General features: G+C 69.0%; 16 protein-coding genes. 7 read left to right on the top strand and 9 right to left on the bottom strand.

Features of this window, described 5'->3' with window-relative positions; genetic code table 11:
• Nucleotides 1-110 precede the first annotated feature (110 nt).
• The 6 genes from OXS27_RS20265 to OXS27_RS20240 all read left to right on the top strand — a co-directional run bounded on the left by OXS27_RS20265 (nt 111) and on the right by OXS27_RS20240 (nt 7,338).
• The gene (locus OXS27_RS20265; RefSeq protein ID WP_267358395.1) at nt 111-1,643 is read left to right on the top strand and encodes an ABC transporter substrate-binding protein; all 1,533 of its coding nucleotides are present in this window, start codon (nt 111-113) and stop codon (nt 1,641-1,643) included.
• A 194-nt stretch (nt 1,644-1,837) separates the two neighbouring features.
• A complete protein-coding gene (locus tag OXS27_RS20260; RefSeq protein WP_267358394.1) occupies nt 1,838-2,755 on the top strand; it encodes an ABC transporter permease in 918 nt (305 codons plus the stop codon).
• 14 nt (nt 2,756-2,769) lie between these two features.
• A complete protein-coding gene (locus tag OXS27_RS20255) occupies nt 2,770-3,705 on the top strand; it encodes an ABC transporter permease (RefSeq protein ID WP_267358393.1) in 936 nt (311 codons plus the stop codon).
• Nucleotides 3,706-3,766: 61 nt separating this feature from the next.
• Nucleotides 3,767-5,188 carry a M20 family metallopeptidase gene (locus OXS27_RS20250; RefSeq protein ID WP_267358392.1) on the top strand — a complete coding sequence of 474 codons (1,422 nt, stop codon included), beginning with the start codon at nt 3,767-3,769 and terminating at the stop codon, nt 5,186-5,188.
• A gap of 3 nt (nt 5,189-5,191) precedes the next feature.
• Entirely contained in the window at nt 5,192-6,796 is a 1,605-nt protein-coding gene (locus OXS27_RS20245) for an ABC transporter ATP-binding protein (RefSeq protein ID WP_267358391.1), read from the top strand.
• Nucleotides 6,797-6,987: 191 nt separating this feature from the next.
• Nucleotides 6,988-7,338: a hypothetical protein gene (locus tag OXS27_RS20240; protein WP_243921512.1), complete on the top strand. Its 351-nt coding sequence runs from the start codon at nt 6,988-6,990 to the stop codon at nt 7,336-7,338.
• Here OXS27_RS20240 and OXS27_RS20235 read toward each other — a convergent pair.
• From OXS27_RS20235 to OXS27_RS20195, 9 genes are all read right to left on the bottom strand, one after another.
• Complete coding sequence (locus OXS27_RS20235) at nt 7,311-7,760, bottom strand: MucR family transcriptional regulator (RefSeq protein WP_243921529.1); 450 nt, start codon at nt 7,758-7,760, stop codon at nt 7,311-7,313. The two genes, OXS27_RS20240 and OXS27_RS20235, sit on opposite strands and share 28 nt — an antisense overlap.
• A 548-nt stretch (nt 7,761-8,308) precedes the next feature.
• Nucleotides 8,309-9,232, bottom strand: coding sequence for an ABC transporter permease (locus OXS27_RS20230; protein WP_267358390.1), 924 nt, complete (start codon nt 9,230-9,232; stop codon nt 8,309-8,311).
• Nucleotides 9,225-9,995 carry an ABC transporter ATP-binding protein gene (locus OXS27_RS20225; RefSeq protein WP_267358389.1) on the bottom strand — a complete coding sequence of 257 codons (771 nt, stop codon included), beginning with the start codon at nt 9,993-9,995 and terminating at the stop codon, nt 9,225-9,227. The genes OXS27_RS20230 and OXS27_RS20225 overlap by 8 nt, the downstream gene beginning before the upstream one ends.
• Nucleotides 9,996-10,134: 139 nt before the next feature.
• Complete coding sequence (locus OXS27_RS20220) at nt 10,135-11,274, bottom strand: amidohydrolase/deacetylase family metallohydrolase (RefSeq protein WP_267358388.1); 1,140 nt, start codon at nt 11,272-11,274, stop codon at nt 10,135-10,137.
• A 13-nt stretch (nt 11,275-11,287) separates the two neighbouring features.
• Nucleotides 11,288-12,304, bottom strand: coding sequence for an oligopeptide/dipeptide ABC transporter ATP-binding protein (locus OXS27_RS20215; protein ID WP_243921504.1), 1,017 nt, complete (start codon nt 12,302-12,304; stop codon nt 11,288-11,290).
• Complete coding sequence (locus OXS27_RS20210; RefSeq protein ID WP_267358387.1) at nt 12,301-13,299, bottom strand: ABC transporter ATP-binding protein; 999 nt, start codon at nt 13,297-13,299, stop codon at nt 12,301-12,303. The genes OXS27_RS20215 and OXS27_RS20210 overlap by 4 nt, the downstream gene beginning before the upstream one ends.
• Entirely contained in the window at nt 13,299-14,174 is an 876-nt protein-coding gene (locus tag OXS27_RS20205; protein WP_267358416.1) for an ABC transporter permease, read from the bottom strand. Before OXS27_RS20205 ends, OXS27_RS20210 begins: the two co-directional genes overlap by 1 nt.
• A gap of 95 nt (nt 14,175-14,269) precedes the next feature.
• Complete coding sequence (locus tag OXS27_RS20200; protein WP_243921500.1) at nt 14,270-15,211, bottom strand: ABC transporter permease; 942 nt, start codon at nt 15,209-15,211, stop codon at nt 14,270-14,272.
• Between the two features lie 374 nt (nt 15,212-15,585).
• Nucleotides 15,586-17,172 (bottom strand): ABC transporter substrate-binding protein, encoded by a 1,587-nt coding sequence (locus OXS27_RS20195; protein WP_243921498.1) that lies wholly within the window; start codon nt 17,170-17,172, stop codon nt 15,586-15,588.
• A 466-nt stretch (nt 17,173-17,638) separates the two neighbouring features.
• Here OXS27_RS20195 and OXS27_RS20190 point away from each other — a divergent pair, with 466 nt between their 5' ends.
• Nucleotides 17,639-19,504 (top strand): ABC transporter ATP-binding protein, encoded by a 1,866-nt coding sequence (locus OXS27_RS20190; protein WP_267358386.1) that lies wholly within the window; start codon nt 17,639-17,641, stop codon nt 19,502-19,504.
• Nucleotide 19,505: the final 1 nt, after the last annotated feature.

Below are 19,505 nucleotides of genomic sequence, written 5' to 3'. Positions count from 1 at the left end.
GCCAAATTCTGCTTGTTGCGATCCCAGATGCACAACATCATGGCAGGGTGAAAAAGGTGGCAGCCGCGGATTGCTCCGTGTGACCTGTCCACCGCGCCGTCGGAGCCTCCATGCCGCTACGGACTCTCACCCGAGCCGCCACCTTGGCCGCCTCGCTCGCGACCCTGATCGCTGCGCACCCGGCGCTCGCCGGCAAGGCCAACGATACCCTGGTCTACGCCTCAGACAGCGAGCCCGAGAACGTCAGCCCGTATCACAACAGCGCCCGCGAGGGCGTGATCCTGGCCCGGAACTGCTGGGACACGCTGCTGTATCGGGACCCCAAGGACGGCAGCTACAAGCCGATGCTAGCGACAGCCTGGACCTGGGCGGACGACACGAGCCTCGATCTCACGATCCGCGAGGGCGTGACCTTCCACAACGGCGACCCGCTGGGGCCGGAGGACGTGGCCTTCACGTTCAACTACGTGCTGACGCCGGAGGCCCGCACGGTCACCCGTCAGAACGTCGACTGGATGAAGTCGGTGGAGGTCACCGGCCCGCATACGGTCCGCATCCACCTCAAGGCGCCGTTCCCGGCCGCTCTCGAATACCTCGCCGGCCCGACGCCGATCTTCCCGGCGGCCTACTTCAAGAAAGTCGGGCTCGACGGCTTCGCCAAGGCGCCGGTCGGCAGCGGCCCCTACAAGATCACCAAGGTCGATAGCGGCCGCGGCGTCAGCATGGAGCGGTTCGAGAAGTACTGGGCCGGCAGCCCGCTTGGGAAGCCGAAGATCGGCAAGCTGCAGTTCCGCGTCATCCCGGACGGCGAGAGCCGGATGGCCGAGCTGATGACCGGCGGCGTCGACTGGATCTGGCGGGTGCCGAGCGACCAGGCCGAGCAGTTACGCGCCGCACCGAACATTACGGTGCTCAACTCCGAGACGATGCGGGTCGGCTTCCTGCAATTCGACACGCTGGGCCGCGCCAAGGAGAACTCGCCGCTCAAGGACGTGCGCGTCCGGCAGGCGATCTCCTACGCCATCGACCGCAAGGCGATGGTCGACAACCTCGTGCGCGGCGCCTCGCGGGTGATGAACGCGCTGTGCTTCGTCGACCAGTTCGGCTGCACCGACCAGGGGGTGATGCGCTACCCCTATGACCCCGCCAAGGCCAAGGCGCTGCTCAAGGAAGCCGGCTACGAGAAGGGCTTCGAGATCGATCTCGGCGCCTATCGCGAGCGGGACTACGCCGAGGCGGTGATCGGTTATCTCGGCGCCGTCGGCATCAAGGTGCGGCTCAACTACCTGCGCTACGCGGCGTTCCGGGACTCCCTGCGGGCCGGCAAGATCTCGATCGGCTACCAGACCTGGGGCTCGTTCTCGGTCCTCGACGTTTCGGCCTTCGACGGGGTGTATTTCCGCGGCGGCGAGGAGGATCTGACCAAGGATCCGCAGGTGATCGCCGACCTCCAGAAGGGCGACGGCTCCACCGATCCGGATACCCGCAAGGCCGCCTACGCCAAGGCGCTCCAGCGGATCGCCGCGGAGGCCTACGCCCTGCCGATGTTCTCCTACTCGACCAACTACGCCTTCACGTCGGACCTGACCTTCACCGCGCAGCCCGACGAGGTGGCGCGCTTCTACGCGGCGTCGTGGAAGTGACGGTGATGGCCGCCGCTGCGCGACCGGCCCCCTCTCCCGTGCGGGAGAGGGTTGGGGTGAGGGGTGCGACCTCTCCGGAAAGTTCTCATCCCTCACCCTGTCCCTCTCCCGAACGGGAGAGGGGACCCGCGATCCGTCCGGATCCCGCCACCACCAACCGATCCGTCGCCGATCTCCAGAAAGGAGCCTGAGCCATGCTGGCGTTCACGGTCCGGCGCATCCTGGTCGCCCTGGCGGTGGCGTTCACGGTCTCGGTGGCGAGCTTCCTGCTCCTCCACCTCTCGGGTGACCTCGCCACCGCGATCGCCGGACCCGAGGCCACCGGCCCGCAGATCGCCCAGATCCGCCAGGATTACGGGCTGGACCAGCCGATGCTCACCCAGTTCCTCACCTGGGGCTGGCGGGCGCTGCATCTCGACTTCGGCAACTCCTTCTACTTCCGCGAGAGCGTGATCGACCTGCTGGCCGCCCGCCTGCCGATCACCCTGTATCTCGGCTTCATCGCGCTCGCCGTGGCGCTGTTCGTGGCGATCCCGCTGGGCGTCGTCGCCGCCGTCAAGCGAGACACCTGGATCGACCGGACGGCGCTCGCCGTCTCGGTGCTCGGTCAGGCGATGCCGAGCTTCTGGTTCGGCCTGACGCTGATCCTGATCTTTTCCGTGAATCTCCGCTGGCTGCCGGTCTCGGGCAACGCCGGTTGGCAGAACTTCGTCCTGCCCGCGGTGGCGCTCGGCTATTACGCGATGCCGGCGGTGATGCGACTGACCCGCAACGGCATGCTGGAGGTGCTGGCCTCCGACTATGTCCGCACCGCCCGCGCCAAGGGACTGCCGTCCCGGAAGATTCTGGTGCGCCACGCCCTGCGCAATGCCGTCATCCCGGTGATCGCCCTGTCGGCGGTGCAGTTCGGCTTCATGCTCGGCGGCTCGATCGTGATCGAGGCGGTGTTCTCGCTCCAGGGCCTCGGGCAGCTCGCCTGGGAATCCATCGCCCGCAACGACTTCCCCGTCGTCCAGGCGATCGTGCTGGTTCTGGCCATGATCTACATCGGCCTGACGCTCGCCGCCGACCTGCTGAACGCCTTCCTCGATCCGCGCCTGCGCCAAGCGTGAGGATGGAGCCCGCCATGAGCCTCCCCCCCGATACGGCGGCGCTCGCCGCCCCGGCCCTGCCCCCGGACGTGCCGATCGCCCTGGCGCCGGTACCCTCCCCCACCCGGTTGATCCTGCGGCGGGGCCTGCACCACACCGGCTTCCTGATCGGGGCCGGGATCCTCGGGCTGATCGTGCTGGCAGCTTTGGCCGCGCCGCTCGTCGCCCCGCACGACCCCTACGCGCAGGACGTGTCCCGCCGCCTGATCCCGCCGATCTGGCAGGCCAAGGGCACCTGGGACCACGTGCTCGGCACCGACAAGCTCGGCCGCGATTATCTCAGCCGCCTGCTCTACGGCGGCCAGATCTCCCTGCTGATCGGCCTCTCGGCGGCGTTGATCTCCGGGTTCATCGGCACGGTGCTGGGGCTCTGCGCCGGCTATTTCGGCGGCTGGGTCGATTCGGTGGTGAGCTACATCGTGACCACCCGGCTCGCCATGCCGGTGGTGCTGGTGGCGCTCGCCATGGCGGCCCTTGTCGGCGGCTCCCTGAAGGTGGTGGTGCTGGTGCTGGGCTTCCTGCTCTGGGACCGCTTCGCCGTGGTGACGCGCGCCGCCACCCAGCAGATCCGCAACCAGGATTTCGTCAGCGCGGCGCGGGCTGTCGGGCTCTCGGACCTGCGCATCATCGGCCAGGAAATCCTGCCCAACATCATGAACGCGTTGATCGTCGTGGCGACCCTGGAGATGGCCCACGCGATCCTGCTGGAGGCCGCCCTGTCGTTCCTCGGCCTCGGCGTGCAGCCGCCCCTGCCCTCCTGGGGCCTGATGATCGCCGAGGGCAAGCAGTACATGTTCTTCCAGCCCTGGGTGATCACCATCCCGGGCGTGGCGCTCCTCCTCCTCGTGCTGGCGATCAACCTCCTGGGGGATGGCCTGCGCGACATCACGGCGCCCGAGGCGCGCCACTGACGATGCCGTCCGGCGAGGATCCGGGCGGCACGGCACCAAAATGTTTCACGGGAAACACACCATGACGCGAGACGCCGCCATCGCGCGCGCCACTGACAGCTTCGACTCGGGCGCGTTCCTCGCACGCCTGCGGGAGGCGGTGGCGATGCCCACCGAGAGCCAGGCCCCCGGCCAGGAAGCAGCGCTCCGCGCCTATCTCGACGCCTTCATCACGCCGCTTGTCGCCCGCCTCGGCTTCGCGGCCCCAAAAGTCTTCGACAACCCGGATGGCGTGCACGGGCCGTTCCTGGTCGCCGAGCGGCACGAGGGCGCGGATCTGCCGACCGTGCTGATCTACGGCCACGGCGACACGGTGCGGGGCTACCACGAGCAGTGGCGGGAGGGCCTCGGCCCCTGGGAGATCGTGGTCGAGGGCGACCGCTGGTACGGCCGCGGCACCGCCGACAACAAGGGCCAGCACGTCATCAACCTCGCGGCGCTGGAGCAGGTGATCGCGGCCCGCGAAGGGCATCTGGGCTTCAACGTGAAGCTGCTGATCGAGATGGGCGAGGAATCCGGCTCCCCGGGTCTGCGGCCGTTCTGCCGCGCGCAGGCCGAGGCGCTGCGTTCCGACGTGTTGATCGCCTCGGACGGCCCCCGCCTCAACGGCGAGCGCCCGACCCTCTTCCTGGGCTCCCGCGGCGCCTACAATTTCGAGCTGAACCTCGATCTGCGGGAAGGCCCGCACCATTCCGGCAATTGGGGCGGGCTGCTGCGCAACCCCGGCACCGTGCTGGCCTCGGCAATCGCCTCGATGGTCGATGCCCGCGGCAGCATCCTGGTGGACGCCCTGCGGCCGCCGCCGATCCCCGAGGGCGTGCGCGCGGCGCTCGCCGACATCCGCGTCGGCGAGGACCCGACCGCGCCGACGATCGACACCGACTGGGGCGAGCCGGGCCTGACGCCGGCCGAGCGGGTCTTCGCCTGGAACACGCTGGAGGTGCTGGCCTTCAAGACCGGCGATCCGGACGGGCCGCTCAACGCCGTGCCGCCCCACGCCAAGGCGACCCTGCAGCTGCGCTTCGTGGTGGGCACCGACTGGCAGAACCTCATCCAGAACGTGCGCGCCCATCTCGACGCGCACGGCTTCCCGATGATCGAGGTCAGGCCGGCCCGCGCCGCAGAGGTGTTTCAGGCGACGCGGTTGCCCGTGGAAGACCCCTGGGTCGAGTGGGCCCTGGGGTCGATCGAGGCCAGTTCCGGCAAAAAACCGGCGCTGCTGCCGAACCTCGGCGGCTCACTGCCGAACGACGCCTTCTCGGAGATTCTGGGGCTGCCGACCCTGTGGGTGCCGCATTCCTACCCGGCCTGCCGCCAGCACGGTCCGGACGAGCACATGCTCGCCTCCGGCACCCGGGAGGGCCTGGCGATCATGGCCGGTCTGTTCTGGGATCTGGCCGAGGCCGGACCCGACATCCTCCGCCGCCGCACCGCGAGGGCCTGAACCATGAGCGAGCCGGTCGTCCGCATCCGCGATCTGACGATCGCGCTCCCCAAGGGCGCCGACCGCCCGCACGCGGTCGAGGGCCTGAACCTCGATCTGGAAGCCGGGAAGATCCTGTGCGTGGTCGGGGAATCGGGCTCCGGCAAGTCGATGAGCGCCTACGCGCTGACCGGCCTCCTGCCGCGGGCGCTGAAACCGACGGCCGGGTCGATCCTGTTCGAGGGCCGGGATCTCCTGACCCTCGACGAGCCCGCGTGGCGCGCCCTGCGGGGCCGACGCATCGCCATGGTGTTCCAGGAGCCGATGACGGCGCTGAACCCGGTGATGCGGATCGGCGACCAGATCGCCGAGATGTTCGAAGCCCACAACCTGCTCACCCGCAGCGAGCGCTGGGCCCGGGTGGAGGCGCTCGCCACCGAGGTCGGGCTGCCGAACCCCCAGGAGGCGGTGCGGGCCTACCCGCACCAGCTCTCCGGCGGCCAGCGGCAGCGGGCGATGATCGCCATGGCTCTGGCGCTGGAGCCGTCTGTGCTGGTCGCCGACGAGCCGACCACGGCGCTGGACGTCACCACCCAGGCCCAGATCCTCCGGCTGATCCGCGACCTGCAGCAGAAGCGTGGGATGAGCGTCCTGTTCATCACCCACGATTTCGGCGTGGTGGCGGAGATCGCCGACCACGTGGCGGTGCTCCAGCGCGGGCGGCTGGTGGAATCCGGCACCGCCGAGGCCGTGCTGCGCAATCCGCAGGCGCCCTACACCAAGGCGCTGCTCGCCGCAGTCCCCAGCCTCACGCCGCCGGCGCGCCCACCCCTGGCGGCGGCCCCGGTCGCCCTTACGGTGAGCGGCCTGTCCAAGACCTATGCGGGACGCTCCGGCCTGTTCGGCAAGCCGCGAATCGTGGCGGCGGTCAAAGAGGTCTCCTTCGATGTCCGCCGCAGTGAGACTCTCGGCATCGTCGGCGAGTCCGGCTCCGGCAAGTCGACCACGGCGCGACTCGCCATCCGGCTGATCGAGCCCGACGGCGGCACAGTCCGGCTCGGCGACCTCGACTACACAGCCCTCGGGAAGGCCGAATTGCGCGACAAGCGCACTCGCATCCAGATGATCTTTCAGGATCCGTTCGCGTCCCTGAACCCGCGCCGCACCGTGGAACAGATCATCACGGCGGGCCCGATCGCCCACGGGGTCCCGGCCGCGGAGGCGCGGGAGCGGGCGCGCAGCCTCCTCGACCTCGTCGGCCTCGATCCCAAGGCCGCCGCCCGCTACCCGAACGCCTTCTCGGGCGGGCAGCGCCAGCGCATCGGCATCGCCCGGGCGCTCGCCATGGAGCCGGACGTGCTGGTGGCCGACGAGGCGGTCTCGGCGCTCGACGTCTCGGTCCAGCGGCAGGTGCTGGACCTGCTGGAGGACCTGAAGCAGCGCCTGTCGCTTGCGATGCTGTTCATCACCCACGACCTGCGGGTGGCGGCCACGATCTGCGACCGGATCGCCGTGATGCATCGGGGCGCCATCGTGGAGATGCGCGGCACCGCCGAGCTGTTCGCGGCGCCGGAGCACGCTTATACGCGCAGCCTGCTGGCGGCTGTCCCGGGCACACACGTGTCCTGAGCGCCTCTCAGGCCAAAATCGGGCCCATCTGGGACGCTGAGACAAGTTTTTTGGACAGCGTTGCCCTGTCGGGAATCAGGCCTTTCGGTAGGATGGCGTCGTGTCGAGGGTCGAGCGCCCCCGGCGGATCCTCGGCCGAACCCGCTATCCGTCCACGCTCGCACTTCGAATGCGGCCGGGATTCTTTCAGCGTGTCCATTTCAGACCAGCCCGACGATATCCGGCGATCCGCCAAGCGCGCCCTGCCGGAAGTGCCGCCCGCGTTGCGCCGCGGGGCCGACAAACGGGTCACGCGCTGGATCGGCGCGGGTCAACGCAAGGTGGCACAGTCCGATGCGGAGCCCGCGGACCCGGTGACGCCGGGTGAAGTCATCAAGCTGAGTTGGGCCGATACCTTCGGTCGGCCCGCACGCCCCGATCTCGGTCGGTGGTTCCGGTCCGATCCGATGACCGCGCAGGTGCTGCCGTTCCGGAGCAGAGCGGATCGACAGACCGTAGCGCGGCGGGACACCGATCAGCCGTTCGTACCCGTCCGGCGCTGATCGACCCGGCCGCCGGGGACACCGAGGCCGATCGCCTTCGCGAGCGCTGAGCGCTGAGCGGCATAGCCAGGAGCCGTCATCGGGTAATCCTCCGGCAGGCCGTAGCGCTCCCGGTACTGCTCGGGCGTCAAGCCGTGGGCGGTGAGATGGCGCTTCAGGGTCTTGTAGGACCGCCCGTCAATGAAGCTGGTGATACCGTCCTGCTGGACCGACTTGCGGATCTGCGCAGGCGTCGGCTGCTCGACCGGCTGCGCGGCCTCAACGGTGCGCGGGCCGCCGAGATTGTTCAGCGCCGCATGCACGCCCGCCATCAGCTCGGGCAGTGCGGTCGGCGGGACGGGATTGTTCGAGACATAAGCCGCAACGATTTCGGCAGCGAGCTTGACGCGCTCGAGGGCGGACTCTGGATTTCTTTCGGGCACAGCGCGGGTCCGATCAAAGCTTTCAAGGGTGGCGTCCTAGGTTCCAAAAGCAAAACCCATGCTTGTGTCAAGACGGTCTTGACCAAGATCTTGCCGATGAGAAAGAATTTTAATTCATACCGGCAGAGATCCAGACCCGAATAAAGTTATCCTCAACCGGTTCAACCACAAATCGAGGCTACTTATAGCATCATCGTTCGTCACCGACACCCAATATCGTCTCGGCCTGTGCGCGGATCATTTTTTACGGGATGAGACCGTTTCGGACCGCGACGGATGGCTGAAGTGTGGATAGCGAATCACGGTCGTTCGAGCGGCGCAGTCGATCGGACTTCGCGCGGTGGTGGGATCGGCCGGGGATCGCACCGCGCGATGACGCGCGGATCTGCTCCTGGGAAAGCTCGGGCGCGGCAGCATCGCCGCTGCGGCCCGCACAGTCGCACGCGCAGGCCGAGACCCGGTGCGACACGCCGGGCCTGCGTCGCAGTGCGGAAGCCGCTCCGGCGGGACGCCTTCTGCCGGGACCGGTTTATCTCAGGCGTGCATGCTCAGGCCTGCATGCCCCAGCGCCGGATGGTGCGGGCTTCGATGGTCTGGAAGATCAGGTTCTCGACCACCAAGCCGATCAGGATCACGGTCAGCAGCCCGGCGAACACGTTGGGGATGTCGAGCATGTTCTTGTTCTCGAAGATGAACCACCCCAGCCCTCCCGAGCCCGAGGACACGCCGAAGACCAGCTCGGCCGCGATCAGCGTGCGCCACGCGAAGGCCCAGCCCACCTTCAGGCCCGTCAGGATGGCCGGGAACGCCGCCGGGATCAGGATCTTGCCGATCAGCCGCGGGCCCGAGAGCCCGTAATTGCGCCCCACCATCGTCAGCGTCCGGCTTACCGACAGGAAGCCCGAATGGGTGTTGAGCGCGATCGCCCAGGTCACCGAATGCACCAGCACGAAGATCAGGCTGCCATTGCCGAGGCCGAACCAGATCAACGCCAGCGGCAGCAGCGCGATCGCCGGCAGCGGGTTGAACATGGCGGTCAGCGTCTCGAGCACATCCGTGCCCACCCGCGTGGCGATGGCGAGCCCCGTCAGCACGCTCGCCAGCGCGACCCCGGCGGCGTAGCCCATCAGCAGCACCTGCAGCGACGACCAGGCGCGGGCCGGCAACGTGCCATCCATGATGCCTCGGAAGAAGGCTTCGACGGTGGCCGAGAAGGTCGGGAACAGCAGGTCGTTGTCGAGGTAGCGGCCATAGACCTCCCAGATTCCCGCCAGCACGGCCAGGATCATCAGCTTGCGCAGCCAGCCCTGGTTGTAGAGCTGCTCGAGGATCGACAGCGGCTTCTCCACCACCGGCGCAGCCGTCCCGTCCCGGGCCGGCCCGAGCGTGTGGACGATCTCGGGCCGTGCCGAGGGCGCCCGGTGGACGGGCGGCGGGGCAGCAGCCGGCGGGTCGGCGAGGGCGCTAGACATTCTCGGCCTCCGGAATCGCCTCGGCAAACAGCATCTGCTGGATGCGGCTCTCAAGGGCCAGCGCGGCTTCGGGCGTGACCGCGCTGTTGAGCTCGGCCTTGACCTCGCCCGGGTGGGGCGACAGCAGCAGGATGCGCGCGCCGATCTTGATCGCTTCCGGGATCGAGTGGGTCACGAACAGCACGGTGAAGCGCGTGCCCTCCCACAGGGCCAGAAGCTCGTCCTGCATGCGCCGGCGCGTGAGCGCGTCGAGCGCCGCGAACGGCTCGTCCATGAGCAGGATGTCGGGCTCCATCGCCATGCCGCGGGCGATGGCCACGCGCTGCTTCATGCCGCCCGACAGCGTGTGCGGGTAGCTGTCGGCGAAGCGGGTCAGGTTGACCTTGTCGATGTACAGGTCCGCCCGCTCACGCGCGGCCTTGCCGGTCAGCCGGCCGGAGGCTTCGAGTGCGAACACGACGTTCTGGCGCACCGTCTTCCAGGGTAGGAGCTGGTCGAATTCCTGGAACACCATCATCCGGTCGGGCCCGGGCTGGGTGACCGGCCGGCCCTTGAGGCGGATCTCGCCCTCGGTGGGGGCCATGTAGCCGCCCACGGCCTTCAGCAGCGTCGACTTCCCGCAACCCGAAGGGCCCAGCAGCACGAACCGGTCCCCGGGAAACACCCGGAAGCTCACCCGGTAGGTCGCCGTTACCAGATGGTCCCGCGTCTTGTACCGAAGCGTGACCCCGTCCACCTCCAGAAGAGGTCGATCCGTATCCATCCATCCTCCCGGGCGCCGCGGCTTGGTGCGCGTTTCGCTGAGGGCTCCACGATGGCCTGGCCCTCACGGGAAAGTGTATCGGTGCGCCGAAGAGGCTGTAAAGGCCGTTATTTTGTATGTAACAGGACCGATATCCTAGTTACGCCGGATGCCACCACCGGCCCTTGAGCACGACGCCCTCGGCGGTGATCCGCTGCGCGCCGGTCATGTGCTCGCCGCGTGTGTCGACGTAGTCGAATGCACCGTCCCGGACTGCCAGCACGGTGGCATCGCCGAGCGCGCCGACCTTCAGGGTGCCGTACTCCATCCGCTTCACCGCCACGGCGGCGTTCACCGTGGAGGCGGCGATCACGTCGGTGAGGCTCATGCCGAGGCAGAGCATCTTGGACATGGTGGTGACCTGATCGAAGGCCGGCCCGTCGATGCAGAGCTGGTGCACGTCCGACGAGATTGTATCGGGCAGGAAGCCGCCCGCCATCATGGCCCGCGCCGTCTTGAACGCGAACGAGCCCTTGCCGTGGCCGATGTCGAACAGCACGCCCCGGGCGCGGGCCTCGCGCAAGGCGGGCTTCACGGCGCCTTGGGCGGTCACCGGGGAATTGGGGAACGGCCGGAAGGCGTGGGTCAGCACGTCTCCGGGGCGGAGCATGGCCAGCACCTCCTCGTAGCTCGGCGGCGGCTCGTCGATATGGGCCATCAGCGGCAGCCCGGTTTCCTCCGCCACCTGAAGCGCGATGCCGAGCGGCGCGGTGCCCTGGTCGCCCGAGGAATTGCGCCCGACCCGGACCTTGATGCCGATGATCACGTCCTGGTTGGCCTCGGCGACCTCGACGGCCTCGCGGGGCGCCATGAGGCGCGGATCCTGGCTCTCACCGACCATGATGGTCTTCGAGAACGCGTAGATGCCCGCGAAGGAGACGTGCAGGTAGGCGAGGATCCGCGCCTCCGAGCGGTCGATGACGTGCTTGCGGAAGCCGGCGAAGTTGCCGGGCCCGGCGCTGCCGGTATCGACCGACGTGGTGACCCCGGAGGTCCGGCAGAATTCGTCGGCGTCGATGCCGATCGAGGTACCGCCCCAGTAGACATGGGTGTGGAGGTCGATCAGGCCGGGCGTCACGATCGCACCGGCCATGTCGCGCACCTGCGTGCCCGGACCGGCCGGGAGGTCGCGGCCGAAGCCCGAGACCCGGCCACCCGCGAAGGCGACATCGCAGAGGCCGTCATGGTTCTGCGACGGGTCGATGACCCGTGCGCCCTTCAGGATAAGGTCGTGCTGCACGTCTGGCTCCGGGTCAGGCTGCCTGGGCAGGCACGGCCTTGTCGTTGAGGTGGCAGGCGGCGAAATGGCCGGCGCCCACGGCATCGAGCCCGGGCACCTCGGTCCGGCAGCGGTCGAAGGCGTGCGGGCAGCGGGTGTGGAAGCGGCAGCCCGACGGCGGGTCGATCGGGCTCGGCACGTCGCCCTTGAGTACGATCCGGGTGCGCCCGGCCCCGGGCTCCGGGATCGGCACCGCCGAGAGCAGGGCCTGGGTGTAGGGGTGCTTCGGGGCCAGGAAGATGTCGCGGCGCGGGCCGATCTCGACGATCCGGCCGAGATACATCACCGCCACCCGGTGGGTCATGTGCTCGACGATCGCGAGGTCATGCGAGATGAACAGCATCGCGAGGTCGAGTTCGCGCTGCAGGTCGCGCAGCAGGTTGACGATCTGCGCCTTCACGGAAACGTCGAGCGCCGAGACCGCCTCGTCGCAGATGATCAGGTCTGGCTCGGCGGCGAGCGCCCGGGCGATGCCGATGCGCTGGCGCTGGCCGCCCGAGAACTCGTGGGGAAAGCGCCCCAGCGCCTCCCGCGGCAGGCCGACCCGCTCCATCAGGCTGGCCAGCCGGCTCTCCAAGTCGGCCTTGTTCCGGGCGAGGCCGAAATTGTGGATCGGCTCGGCCAGGATCGCCCGCACCCGCATCCGCGGGTTCAGCGACGAGAACGGATCCTGGAACACCATCTGGATGTGCCGCCGCAGGGGCCGCAACGTCCCGGGCGAGAGGTCGTCGATGCGCCGCCCGTCCAGCACCACCTGGCCGGCGGTGGGGGCGTAGAGGCGCATCAGCGCCTTGGCGACGGTGGACTTGCCGCAGCCGGATTCGCCGACGAGCGAGAGGGTCTCGCCGCGGGCGACCGTGAAGGACAGGCCGTCCACCGCCTTCAGCACGCGCTTGGACTGGCCGAACAGGCCGCCGCCGAGGGCGAAGTGCTTCTTGAGGTCGTTGACCTCCAGCAGGGTGCGACCGACGGGTGCGTGCGTGGCGCTCATGCCGCGAGGGCGTCCTTCGGCGCGTAGTGGCAGGCGGCGAGATGGCCTGGGGCCTTCGGCTCCAGGGCGGGGGCATAGGTGCGGCACAGGTCGGTCACGTCCGGGCAGCGGCCGGCGAAGACGCAGCCCTCGATCCGCCCCTTGAGGCTCGGCACCATGCCGGGGATCTCGTCGAGCCGTGCGTCGGCCCCGTGCTCGACCGCGCCGAGCTTCGGCACCGCCCCCATCAGGCCGCGGGTGTAGGGATGGCGCGGCGCCCGGAACAGCTCGCGGACCGGCGCCTCCTCGACCTTGCGGCCGGCATACATCACCACCACCCGGTCGGCGACTTCGGCTACCACGCCGAGATCGTGGGTGATCAGCATGATGGCGGCGCCGACCCGGGCCTTCAGGTCGCGCATCAGGTCGAGGATCTGGGCCTGGATGGTCACGTCCAGCGCCGTGGTCGGCTCGTCGGCGATCAGGAGTTTCGGCGAGCAGGCGAGCGCGATGGCGATCATCACCCGCTGGCGCATGCCGCCGGAGAGCTGGTGCGGATATTCCCGTACCCGGCGCCGCGGCTCGGGGATGCCGACCAGCGTCAGCATCTCCACGGCCCGCTCCTCGGCCTCGCGCCGGCTCAAGCCCTGGTGCAGGCGCAGGGTCTCGCCGATCTGGCGGCCGACCGTCAGGACCGGGTTCAACGAGGTCATCGGCTCCTGGAAGATCACGCTGATGTCGTTGCCGCGGATCTTGCGCATGGCGCGGTCCGGCAGATCGAGGAGGTTCTGTCCTTCGAACTTGATGGCACCGGCGATGCGGGCCGGGGGCTCGGGCAGGAGCCGCAAGATCGACATGGAGGTCACCGACTTGCCGCAGCCGGATTCGCCCACGATCGCCAGGGTCTCGCCAGACCCGATCGCGAACGAGACCCCGTCCACCGCCCGGTTGACCCCGTCGGGGGTGCGGAAATGAACCTGCAGGTTCTCGATCGACAGGAGGGGTGCGCCGCTCATCAGACGTCTTTCGCCATGCGGGGATCAAGGGCGTCGCGCAGGCCGTCGCCGACGAGGTTCACCGCCAGAACGGTGGTGGACAGGAAGATCGCCGGGAACAGGATGATGTAGAACTTCACCTGCCAGAGCGCCCGGCCCTCGGCCATGATGTTGCCCCAGGAGGGCGTCGAGGGCGGTACGCCCGCGCCGATGAACGACAGGATCGCCTCGGTGATCATCGCGGAGGCGCAGATGTAGGTCGCCTGCACGGTCATGGGCGCGAGCGTGTTGGGCAGGATATGGCGCCAGATGATCGCCGGCATCCGCGTGCCCGTGGTCACCGCCGCCTCGACATAGGGCTGCTCGCGCAGGGACAGCACCACGCCGCGCACGAGGCGGGCGACGCGCGGGATCTCCGCGATGGTGATCGCCACAATGACGTTCTGGACCGAGCCGCGGGTCAGCGCCATCAGCGCGATGGCGAGCAGGATCGGCGGAATCGACATCATGCCGTCGACGACCCGCATGACGATCCCGTCGAGCCAGCGCACCATGCCGGAGACGAGCCCGACCGCGAGCCCCGCGATCGAGGCGAGGAACGCCACCGAGAAGCCGACCAGCAGCGAGACCCGAGCCCCGTAGACCACCCGCGAGTAGACGTCGCGGCCGAGCATGTCGGTGCCGAACCAGTACTGCGCGGAGGGCATCCGGGTCCGCTTGGCCGGCGCCAGGGCGGTCGGATCGACGGTGCCGAGCCACGGTGCCAGCGCCGCCATCAGGAACACGATCAGCAACAGCAGGCCGCCGGCCACGATGGTCGGGTTGCGGCGGACATAGGTCCAGACCGGGCCCCGGCGCTTGCGCACCGGGATCACGTCCGGCAGCGGCGCCGCGATAGCGAGGCCCGGCGGCGGCGAGGCCTTTGAGAGCGTGCCGCCGGGCGGAGCACCCGCCTGCGGGGCGCGATCGGGGAAGGGCGCGACGGTCGCGGTCAATAGCGGATCCTCGGGTCGAGCACGGTGTAGAAGAGGTCGATGGCGAGGTTCACCAGCACGTAGACGAAGCTGAACAGCAGCACGACGCCCTGGATGACCGGGTAGTCGCGTCGCAGGATCGCATCGACCGTGAGCCGCCCGAGGCCGGGGATCGCGAACACCGTCTCGGTCACCACCGCGCCGCCGATCAGCAGGGCGATGCCGATGCCGATGACGGTAACGATCGGCACCGCGGCGTTCTTGAGGGCGTGGATGAACAGGACCGGGCCCTGCGACAGACCCTTGGCCCGGGCGGTGCGCACGTAATCCTGGCTCAGCACGTCGAGCATGGTGGCCCGGGTCACCCGGGCGATCAGCGCGATGTAGACGAGGCCGAGCGTCACCGCGGGCAGGATCAGGTTCGACAGCCACGGCCAGAGCCCCTGCTCGATCGGCGTGTAGCCCTGCACGGGCAGCCAGCCGAGTTCGAGGGCGAAGACGTAGGCCAGGATGTAGCCGACCACGAAGACCGGCACCGAGAAGCCCATCACGGCGAGCCCCATGACGAGGCGGTCGATCAGGCTGCCGGCCTTCCAGGCGGCGACGACGCCGAGCGGCACCGCCACCGCGATGGCGAAGACCAGGGTGACCAGCATCAGCGAGACGGTGGGCTGTACCCGCTGGCCGATCATCGTGGTGACCGGCAGGTTGGTGAAGATCGAGGTGCCGAGATCCCCGTGCAGGATCTGCCAGGACCATTCCCCGAACCGCACCAGGAAGGGCCGGTCGAGGCCGAGCGAGGCGCGGATGCGGGCGACATCCTCGGGGCTCGCCTGATCGCCCGCGATGATCGCGGCCGGATCGCCATCGGCGAAGTAGAGGAGGCTGAACACGAACAGCCCGACCACCGCCATGACCGGGATGGTGGCCAGGATGCGCCTGCCGATATAGCCGAGCATGGGTCCTCGCTATCGTGCTGGCCGGAGGGACTGAAGGGCTGGACGCATCCCCGTCTCCCCTCTGCGGGTGATGGCGTTCACATGTCTGAGTCGGGTGCCGACGCTAGCGGCCGATCGCGACAGGCCCCCTCTCCCGTGCGGGAGAGGGTTGGGGTGAGGGACGAGAAGTCTCAGGATCGAGCACAGCCTTGCGGCGTGTATCGGTCGCGCCTCTTCCTGAGAGTTCTCATCCCTCACCCTGCCCCTCTCCCGCTCGGGAGAGGGGACACGCGCCTCATCCTGCAGCCGCGTTGCCGGGCGCAATGTCCGAAGCTGGTAGCCCACACGAGAAACCGGACGGATCGGGCAACCCGATTTGGCGAGGTCCTGCACCATCACGCCTTCGACACCCCCCAGGTGAACGGGATCGGCCCCTTCACGATGCCCGAGACGCTCTTCCGCCATGCCTGGTAGCCAAGGAAGAACCCGGTCGGGACGTAGACCACGCCCTCGCAGGCGGCGGCGTTGACCTTGTCGATCGCGGCCTTCTCGGAGGCGGGATCGGCGGCGTCGAACCACTCGGTGATCCCCGCCTCCACGGGCGGGACGTTCGGCCAGCCGAACCACGCCTTGTCGCCGTTGGCGCGCACTGCCGGGTAGCCCGCCGGGTTGATGGTGTCGGCGCCCGCATGCCAGGTGTGGAACATGTTCCAGCCACCCTGCGACGGCGGCGCCTTGGAGGCGCGCCGGGTGCCGGTGGTGCCCCAGTCGGTGGCGACGAAATCGACGTTGAAGCCCATCTGCTTCAACAGGTCGGCGGTGATGTCGCCCTGCGCCTTGGTGATCGGCTGGTCCTGCGCCACCACGCAGGTGACGGGCTCGCCCTTGTAGCCGGCCTCCTTGAGCATCTTGCGGCCCAGCGCGATGTCGCCCTTGCCGACATTCTCCCCGCCCGCCTCGCTGTAGAGCGCTGTGCCCGGGGTGAAGAAGCCGGGGAGTTTCTTCCACAGGCTGTCGTCGTCGCCGACGATCGCCCGCATGTAATCCTCCTGGTTCATGGCGGTCAGGACCGCCTGCCGGATCTTCGGATTGTCGAAGGGCGGATACAGGTGGTTCATCCGGAACGACCCGACATTGCCCAGCGGGTCGGCGATATCGACGGCGAGGTTGGCGTTCTTGCGCAGCAGCGGCACGAGGTCGGAGATCGGGTTCTCCCACCAATCGACCTCGCCGTTCTGCAGGGCCGCCGAGGCGGTGGCGGCGTCCGGCATGATCACCCACTCGACCCGGTCGACGAGAATGCGCTTGCCGCCGGCCAGCCAGGAATTCGGCTCCTCGCGGGGCTTGTAGCCGGCGTATTTCTCGAACACCGCCCGGGCGCCCGGAACCCACTCGTTGCGCACGAACTTCATCGGGCCCGAGCCGACATACTCGGTGATCTGCGTGAACGGGTCGGTCTTGGCGATCCGCTCCGGCATGATCAGCGCCATCGGGGCGTTGGTCTTGCCGAGCGCGTAAAGGAGTTTCGGAAACGGCTTCTTGAGGCGCCAGCGGAAGGTTCGGTCGTCGGTGGCCGCCAGCTCGTCCTGGACGCCGCGGATCATCAGGCCGATCGGGTCGCGGGCCATCCAGCGGGTGAGGCTCGCCACCACGTCCTTGGACAGGACGGGTTCGCCGTCGTGCCACATCAGGCCGGGGCGCAGCCGGAACGTCCAGGTCAGGTGATCGCCCGAGACCTCCTCGGACTCGACCATCTGGCGCTGCGGCTTCAGCTGGTCGTCGACGCCGTAGAGCATGTCCCACACGAGGGTGCCGGCGTTGCGCACCACGTACTGGGTGCCCCAGATCGGATCGAAATTCGCGAGGTTCGCCTGCGGTACGAAGCGCAGCACCTTGGCGCCCTGGGCGAGCGCCGGCATCGCGACCTGCGGCGCGGCCAGCCCGAGCGCGGCCGAACCCTTGAGGAAGGTCCTGCGGTCCATCGTGATCTCCCTGGCGGTGCGGATCTCAGGCACGCGTCGCCGGCCCACGCCTTGTGGGCGAGTTTGAACAATTCTTAGGCAGGGGCGCAATGGCCCGGTGTGACAACGGGGACGGGACGCGCACCAACGCGACTGCCAGCTTGGCGGCAGGCAGGCTCCACAGGTGGACGGGCAGTACGGTCATCGCGGTCACGGGCGGTGTCTCGCAAACCCTGCGCCAGCGATCCGATTTTGCGTTTTGTATTCAGGAAGGCGGATTGATCGCCCCTCCGCGATGTGGCCTCTGGACGGCGCGACGATGCGGGCGCGCGACCTGAGACGGGAGTCGAAGCCGCTTCTCCCGCAAGCTGGGGACGGACAACCGTAGGTGGACCGTCTTGTGCTTACGACACGCGGGCAGCGCCCCCTCCCCTCGCCTACGGGGCGCGACGCCCTACGCTTTCATGAAATCCCCGGGAGACAGGCCATGACGGATCCGATCCTCTCCGTCCGCGACCTCACGGTCTCCTTCCGCTCGGACGGGCGCTGGCGGGAGGTGGTGCACGGCGTCTCCTTCGATGTCGGCCCCCGCGAGACCGTGGCGCTCGTCGGCGAATCCGGTTCGGGCAAGAGCGTCAGCGCCCTGTCGGTCCTACGGCTCCTGCCCCAGGACGCGAGCCGCATCGGCGGCAGCGTGCGCTTCGAAGGCCGGGACCTCCTGGCCGCCCCCGAGTCCGAGATGCGGCGGGTGCGCGGCGATTCCATCGCCATGATCTTCCAAGAGCCGATGACCTCCCTGAATCCGGTGCTGACCATCGGCTTCCAGATCGCCGAGGCGCTGATCCGGCACCGGGGCCTGTCACGCGCCGCCGCCGAGGCGGAGGCCCTCCGGCTCCTCGACACGGTGCGGATCCCGGCGGCCCGCGCGCGGCTGCACGAATACCCGCACCGCTTCTCCGGCGGCATGCGCCAGCGGGTGATGATCGCCATGGCGCTGGCCTGCCGGCCCAAGCTCCTGATCGCCGACGAGCCGACCACCGCCCTCGACGTGACCATCCAGGCTCAGATCCTCGACCTCATCAAGAGTCTCCAGGATCAGGAGGGGATGTCGGTCCTGTTCATCACCCACGACATGGGCGTCGTGGCCGAGATCGCTGACCGGACGGTGGTGATGTACAAAGGCCAAGCCGTCGAGGACGGCCCAACCGCGCGGATCTTTTCCGAGCCCGCCGAGCCCTATACGCGGGCGCTGCTCGCCGCCGTCCCGCGGCTCGGCGCCATGGCGGGCCGCTCCCGGCCCATGCGCTTCCCCATCATCGACCGCGCCACCGGCCTCGCCGCGGCGCCTGCCGACGATCCGGACTCCTCGCCCGACACCGCCGAGCGCCCGCTTCTGGAGGTGCGCGACCTGACCACCCGGTTCGAGATCCGCTCCGGCCTGTTCGGCCGCGTGACCGGCCGCGTCCATGCGGTGGAGCGGGTCTCGTTCAGTCTCGCGGCGGGCGAGACCCTGGCGCTGGTCGGCGAATCCGGCTGCGGCAAGTCCACCACCGGCCGCTCGATCCTGCGGCTCGTCGAGCCCCTGTCGGGCTCGGTCGTGCTCGACGGCGAGGACATCACGGGCCTCGACGCCGGCGCCCTGCGCACCCGCCGTCGCCGGATGCAGATGATCTTCCAGGATCCGTTCGCCAGCCTCGACCCGCGCATGAGCGTCGGCGCCGCGGTGGCCGAGCCGCTGCTGATCAACCGCCTCGCCTCCCGCACGGACGCCCTGCGCCGCGCCGAGGATCTGCTCGCCCGGGTCGGGCTCGCCCCCGACATGGCGCGGCGCTTCCCGCACGAGTTCTCCGGCGGCCAGCGCCAGCGCATCGCCATCGCCCGGGCGCTGGCGCTGAACCCCCGGCTGATCGTCGCCGACGAGGCGGTCTCGGCCCTCGACGTCTCGGTCAAGGCGCAGGTCGTGAATCTGATGCTCGACCTGCAGGCCGAGTTCGGCCTCGCCTACCTGTTCATCTCGCACGACATGGCGGTGGTGGAACGGGTGAGCCACCGGGTAGCGGTGATGTATCTCGGCGAGATCGTCGAGATCGGCCCGCGGGACGCCGTGTTCGGGAACCCGCAGCACCCCTACACCAAGAAGCTGCTGGCGGCCGTCCCGGTCCCCGATCCGGCCCGGCGCCGGGCGCGGCACGCCCTGCCGGACGACGAGATCCGCAGCCCGATCCGCGCCCCGGACTACGAGCCGCCGGAGCGGCTGTATCGGGAGGTCTCACCCGGCCACAGCGTGCAGGATTGGGATGCCGATTGGGGCCCCGCGGAGGCCGACGCCAAGCCAGGGGCGGCAGCCGCCTGAG

The sequence above is a fragment of the Methylobacterium sp. GC_Met_3 genome (genome assembly GCF_026540775.1).
GTDB lineage: Bacteria > Pseudomonadota > Alphaproteobacteria > Rhizobiales > Beijerinckiaceae > Methylobacterium.
The sequence above is the reverse complement of the archived record's forward strand: the minus strand, read 5'-3'. Positions and strand labels throughout refer to the sequence as shown.

Bases quoted from the DNA above. Each gene is read 5' to 3' on its own strand.
- OXS27_RS20265 (WP_267358395.1), top strand. From the start codon at position 111: ATGCCGCTACGGACTCTCACCCGAGCCGCCACCTTGGCCGCCTCGCTC.
- OXS27_RS20260 (WP_267358394.1), top strand. From the start codon at position 1,838: ATGCTGGCGTTCACGGTCCGGCGCATCCTGGTCGCCCTGGCGGTGGCG.
- OXS27_RS20255 (WP_267358393.1), top strand. From the start codon at position 2,770: ATGAGCCTCCCCCCCGATACGGCGGCGCTCGCCGCCCCGGCCCTGCCC.
- OXS27_RS20195 (WP_243921498.1), bottom strand. From the start codon at position 17,172: ATGGACCGCAGGACCTTCCTCAAGGGTTCGGCCGCGCTCGGGCTGGCC.
- OXS27_RS20225 (WP_267358389.1), bottom strand. From the start codon at position 9,995: ATGGATACGGATCGACCTCTTCTGGAGGTGGACGGGGTCACGCTTCGG.
- OXS27_RS20210 (WP_267358387.1), bottom strand. From the start codon at position 13,299: ATGAGCGGCGCACCCCTCCTGTCGATCGAGAACCTGCAGGTTCATTTC.
- OXS27_RS20190 (WP_267358386.1), top strand. From the start codon at position 17,639: ATGACGGATCCGATCCTCTCCGTCCGCGACCTCACGGTCTCCTTCCGC.
- OXS27_RS20250 (WP_267358392.1), top strand. From the start codon at position 3,767: ATGACGCGAGACGCCGCCATCGCGCGCGCCACTGACAGCTTCGACTCG.
- OXS27_RS20230 (WP_267358390.1), bottom strand. From the start codon at position 9,232: ATGTCTAGCGCCCTCGCCGACCCGCCGGCTGCTGCCCCGCCGCCCGTC.
- OXS27_RS20200 (WP_243921500.1), bottom strand. From the start codon at position 15,211: ATGCTCGGCTATATCGGCAGGCGCATCCTGGCCACCATCCCGGTCATG.
- OXS27_RS20245 (WP_267358391.1), top strand. From the start codon at position 5,192: ATGAGCGAGCCGGTCGTCCGCATCCGCGATCTGACGATCGCGCTCCCC.
- OXS27_RS20215 (WP_243921504.1), bottom strand. From the start codon at position 12,304: ATGAGCGCCACGCACGCACCCGTCGGTCGCACCCTGCTGGAGGTCAAC.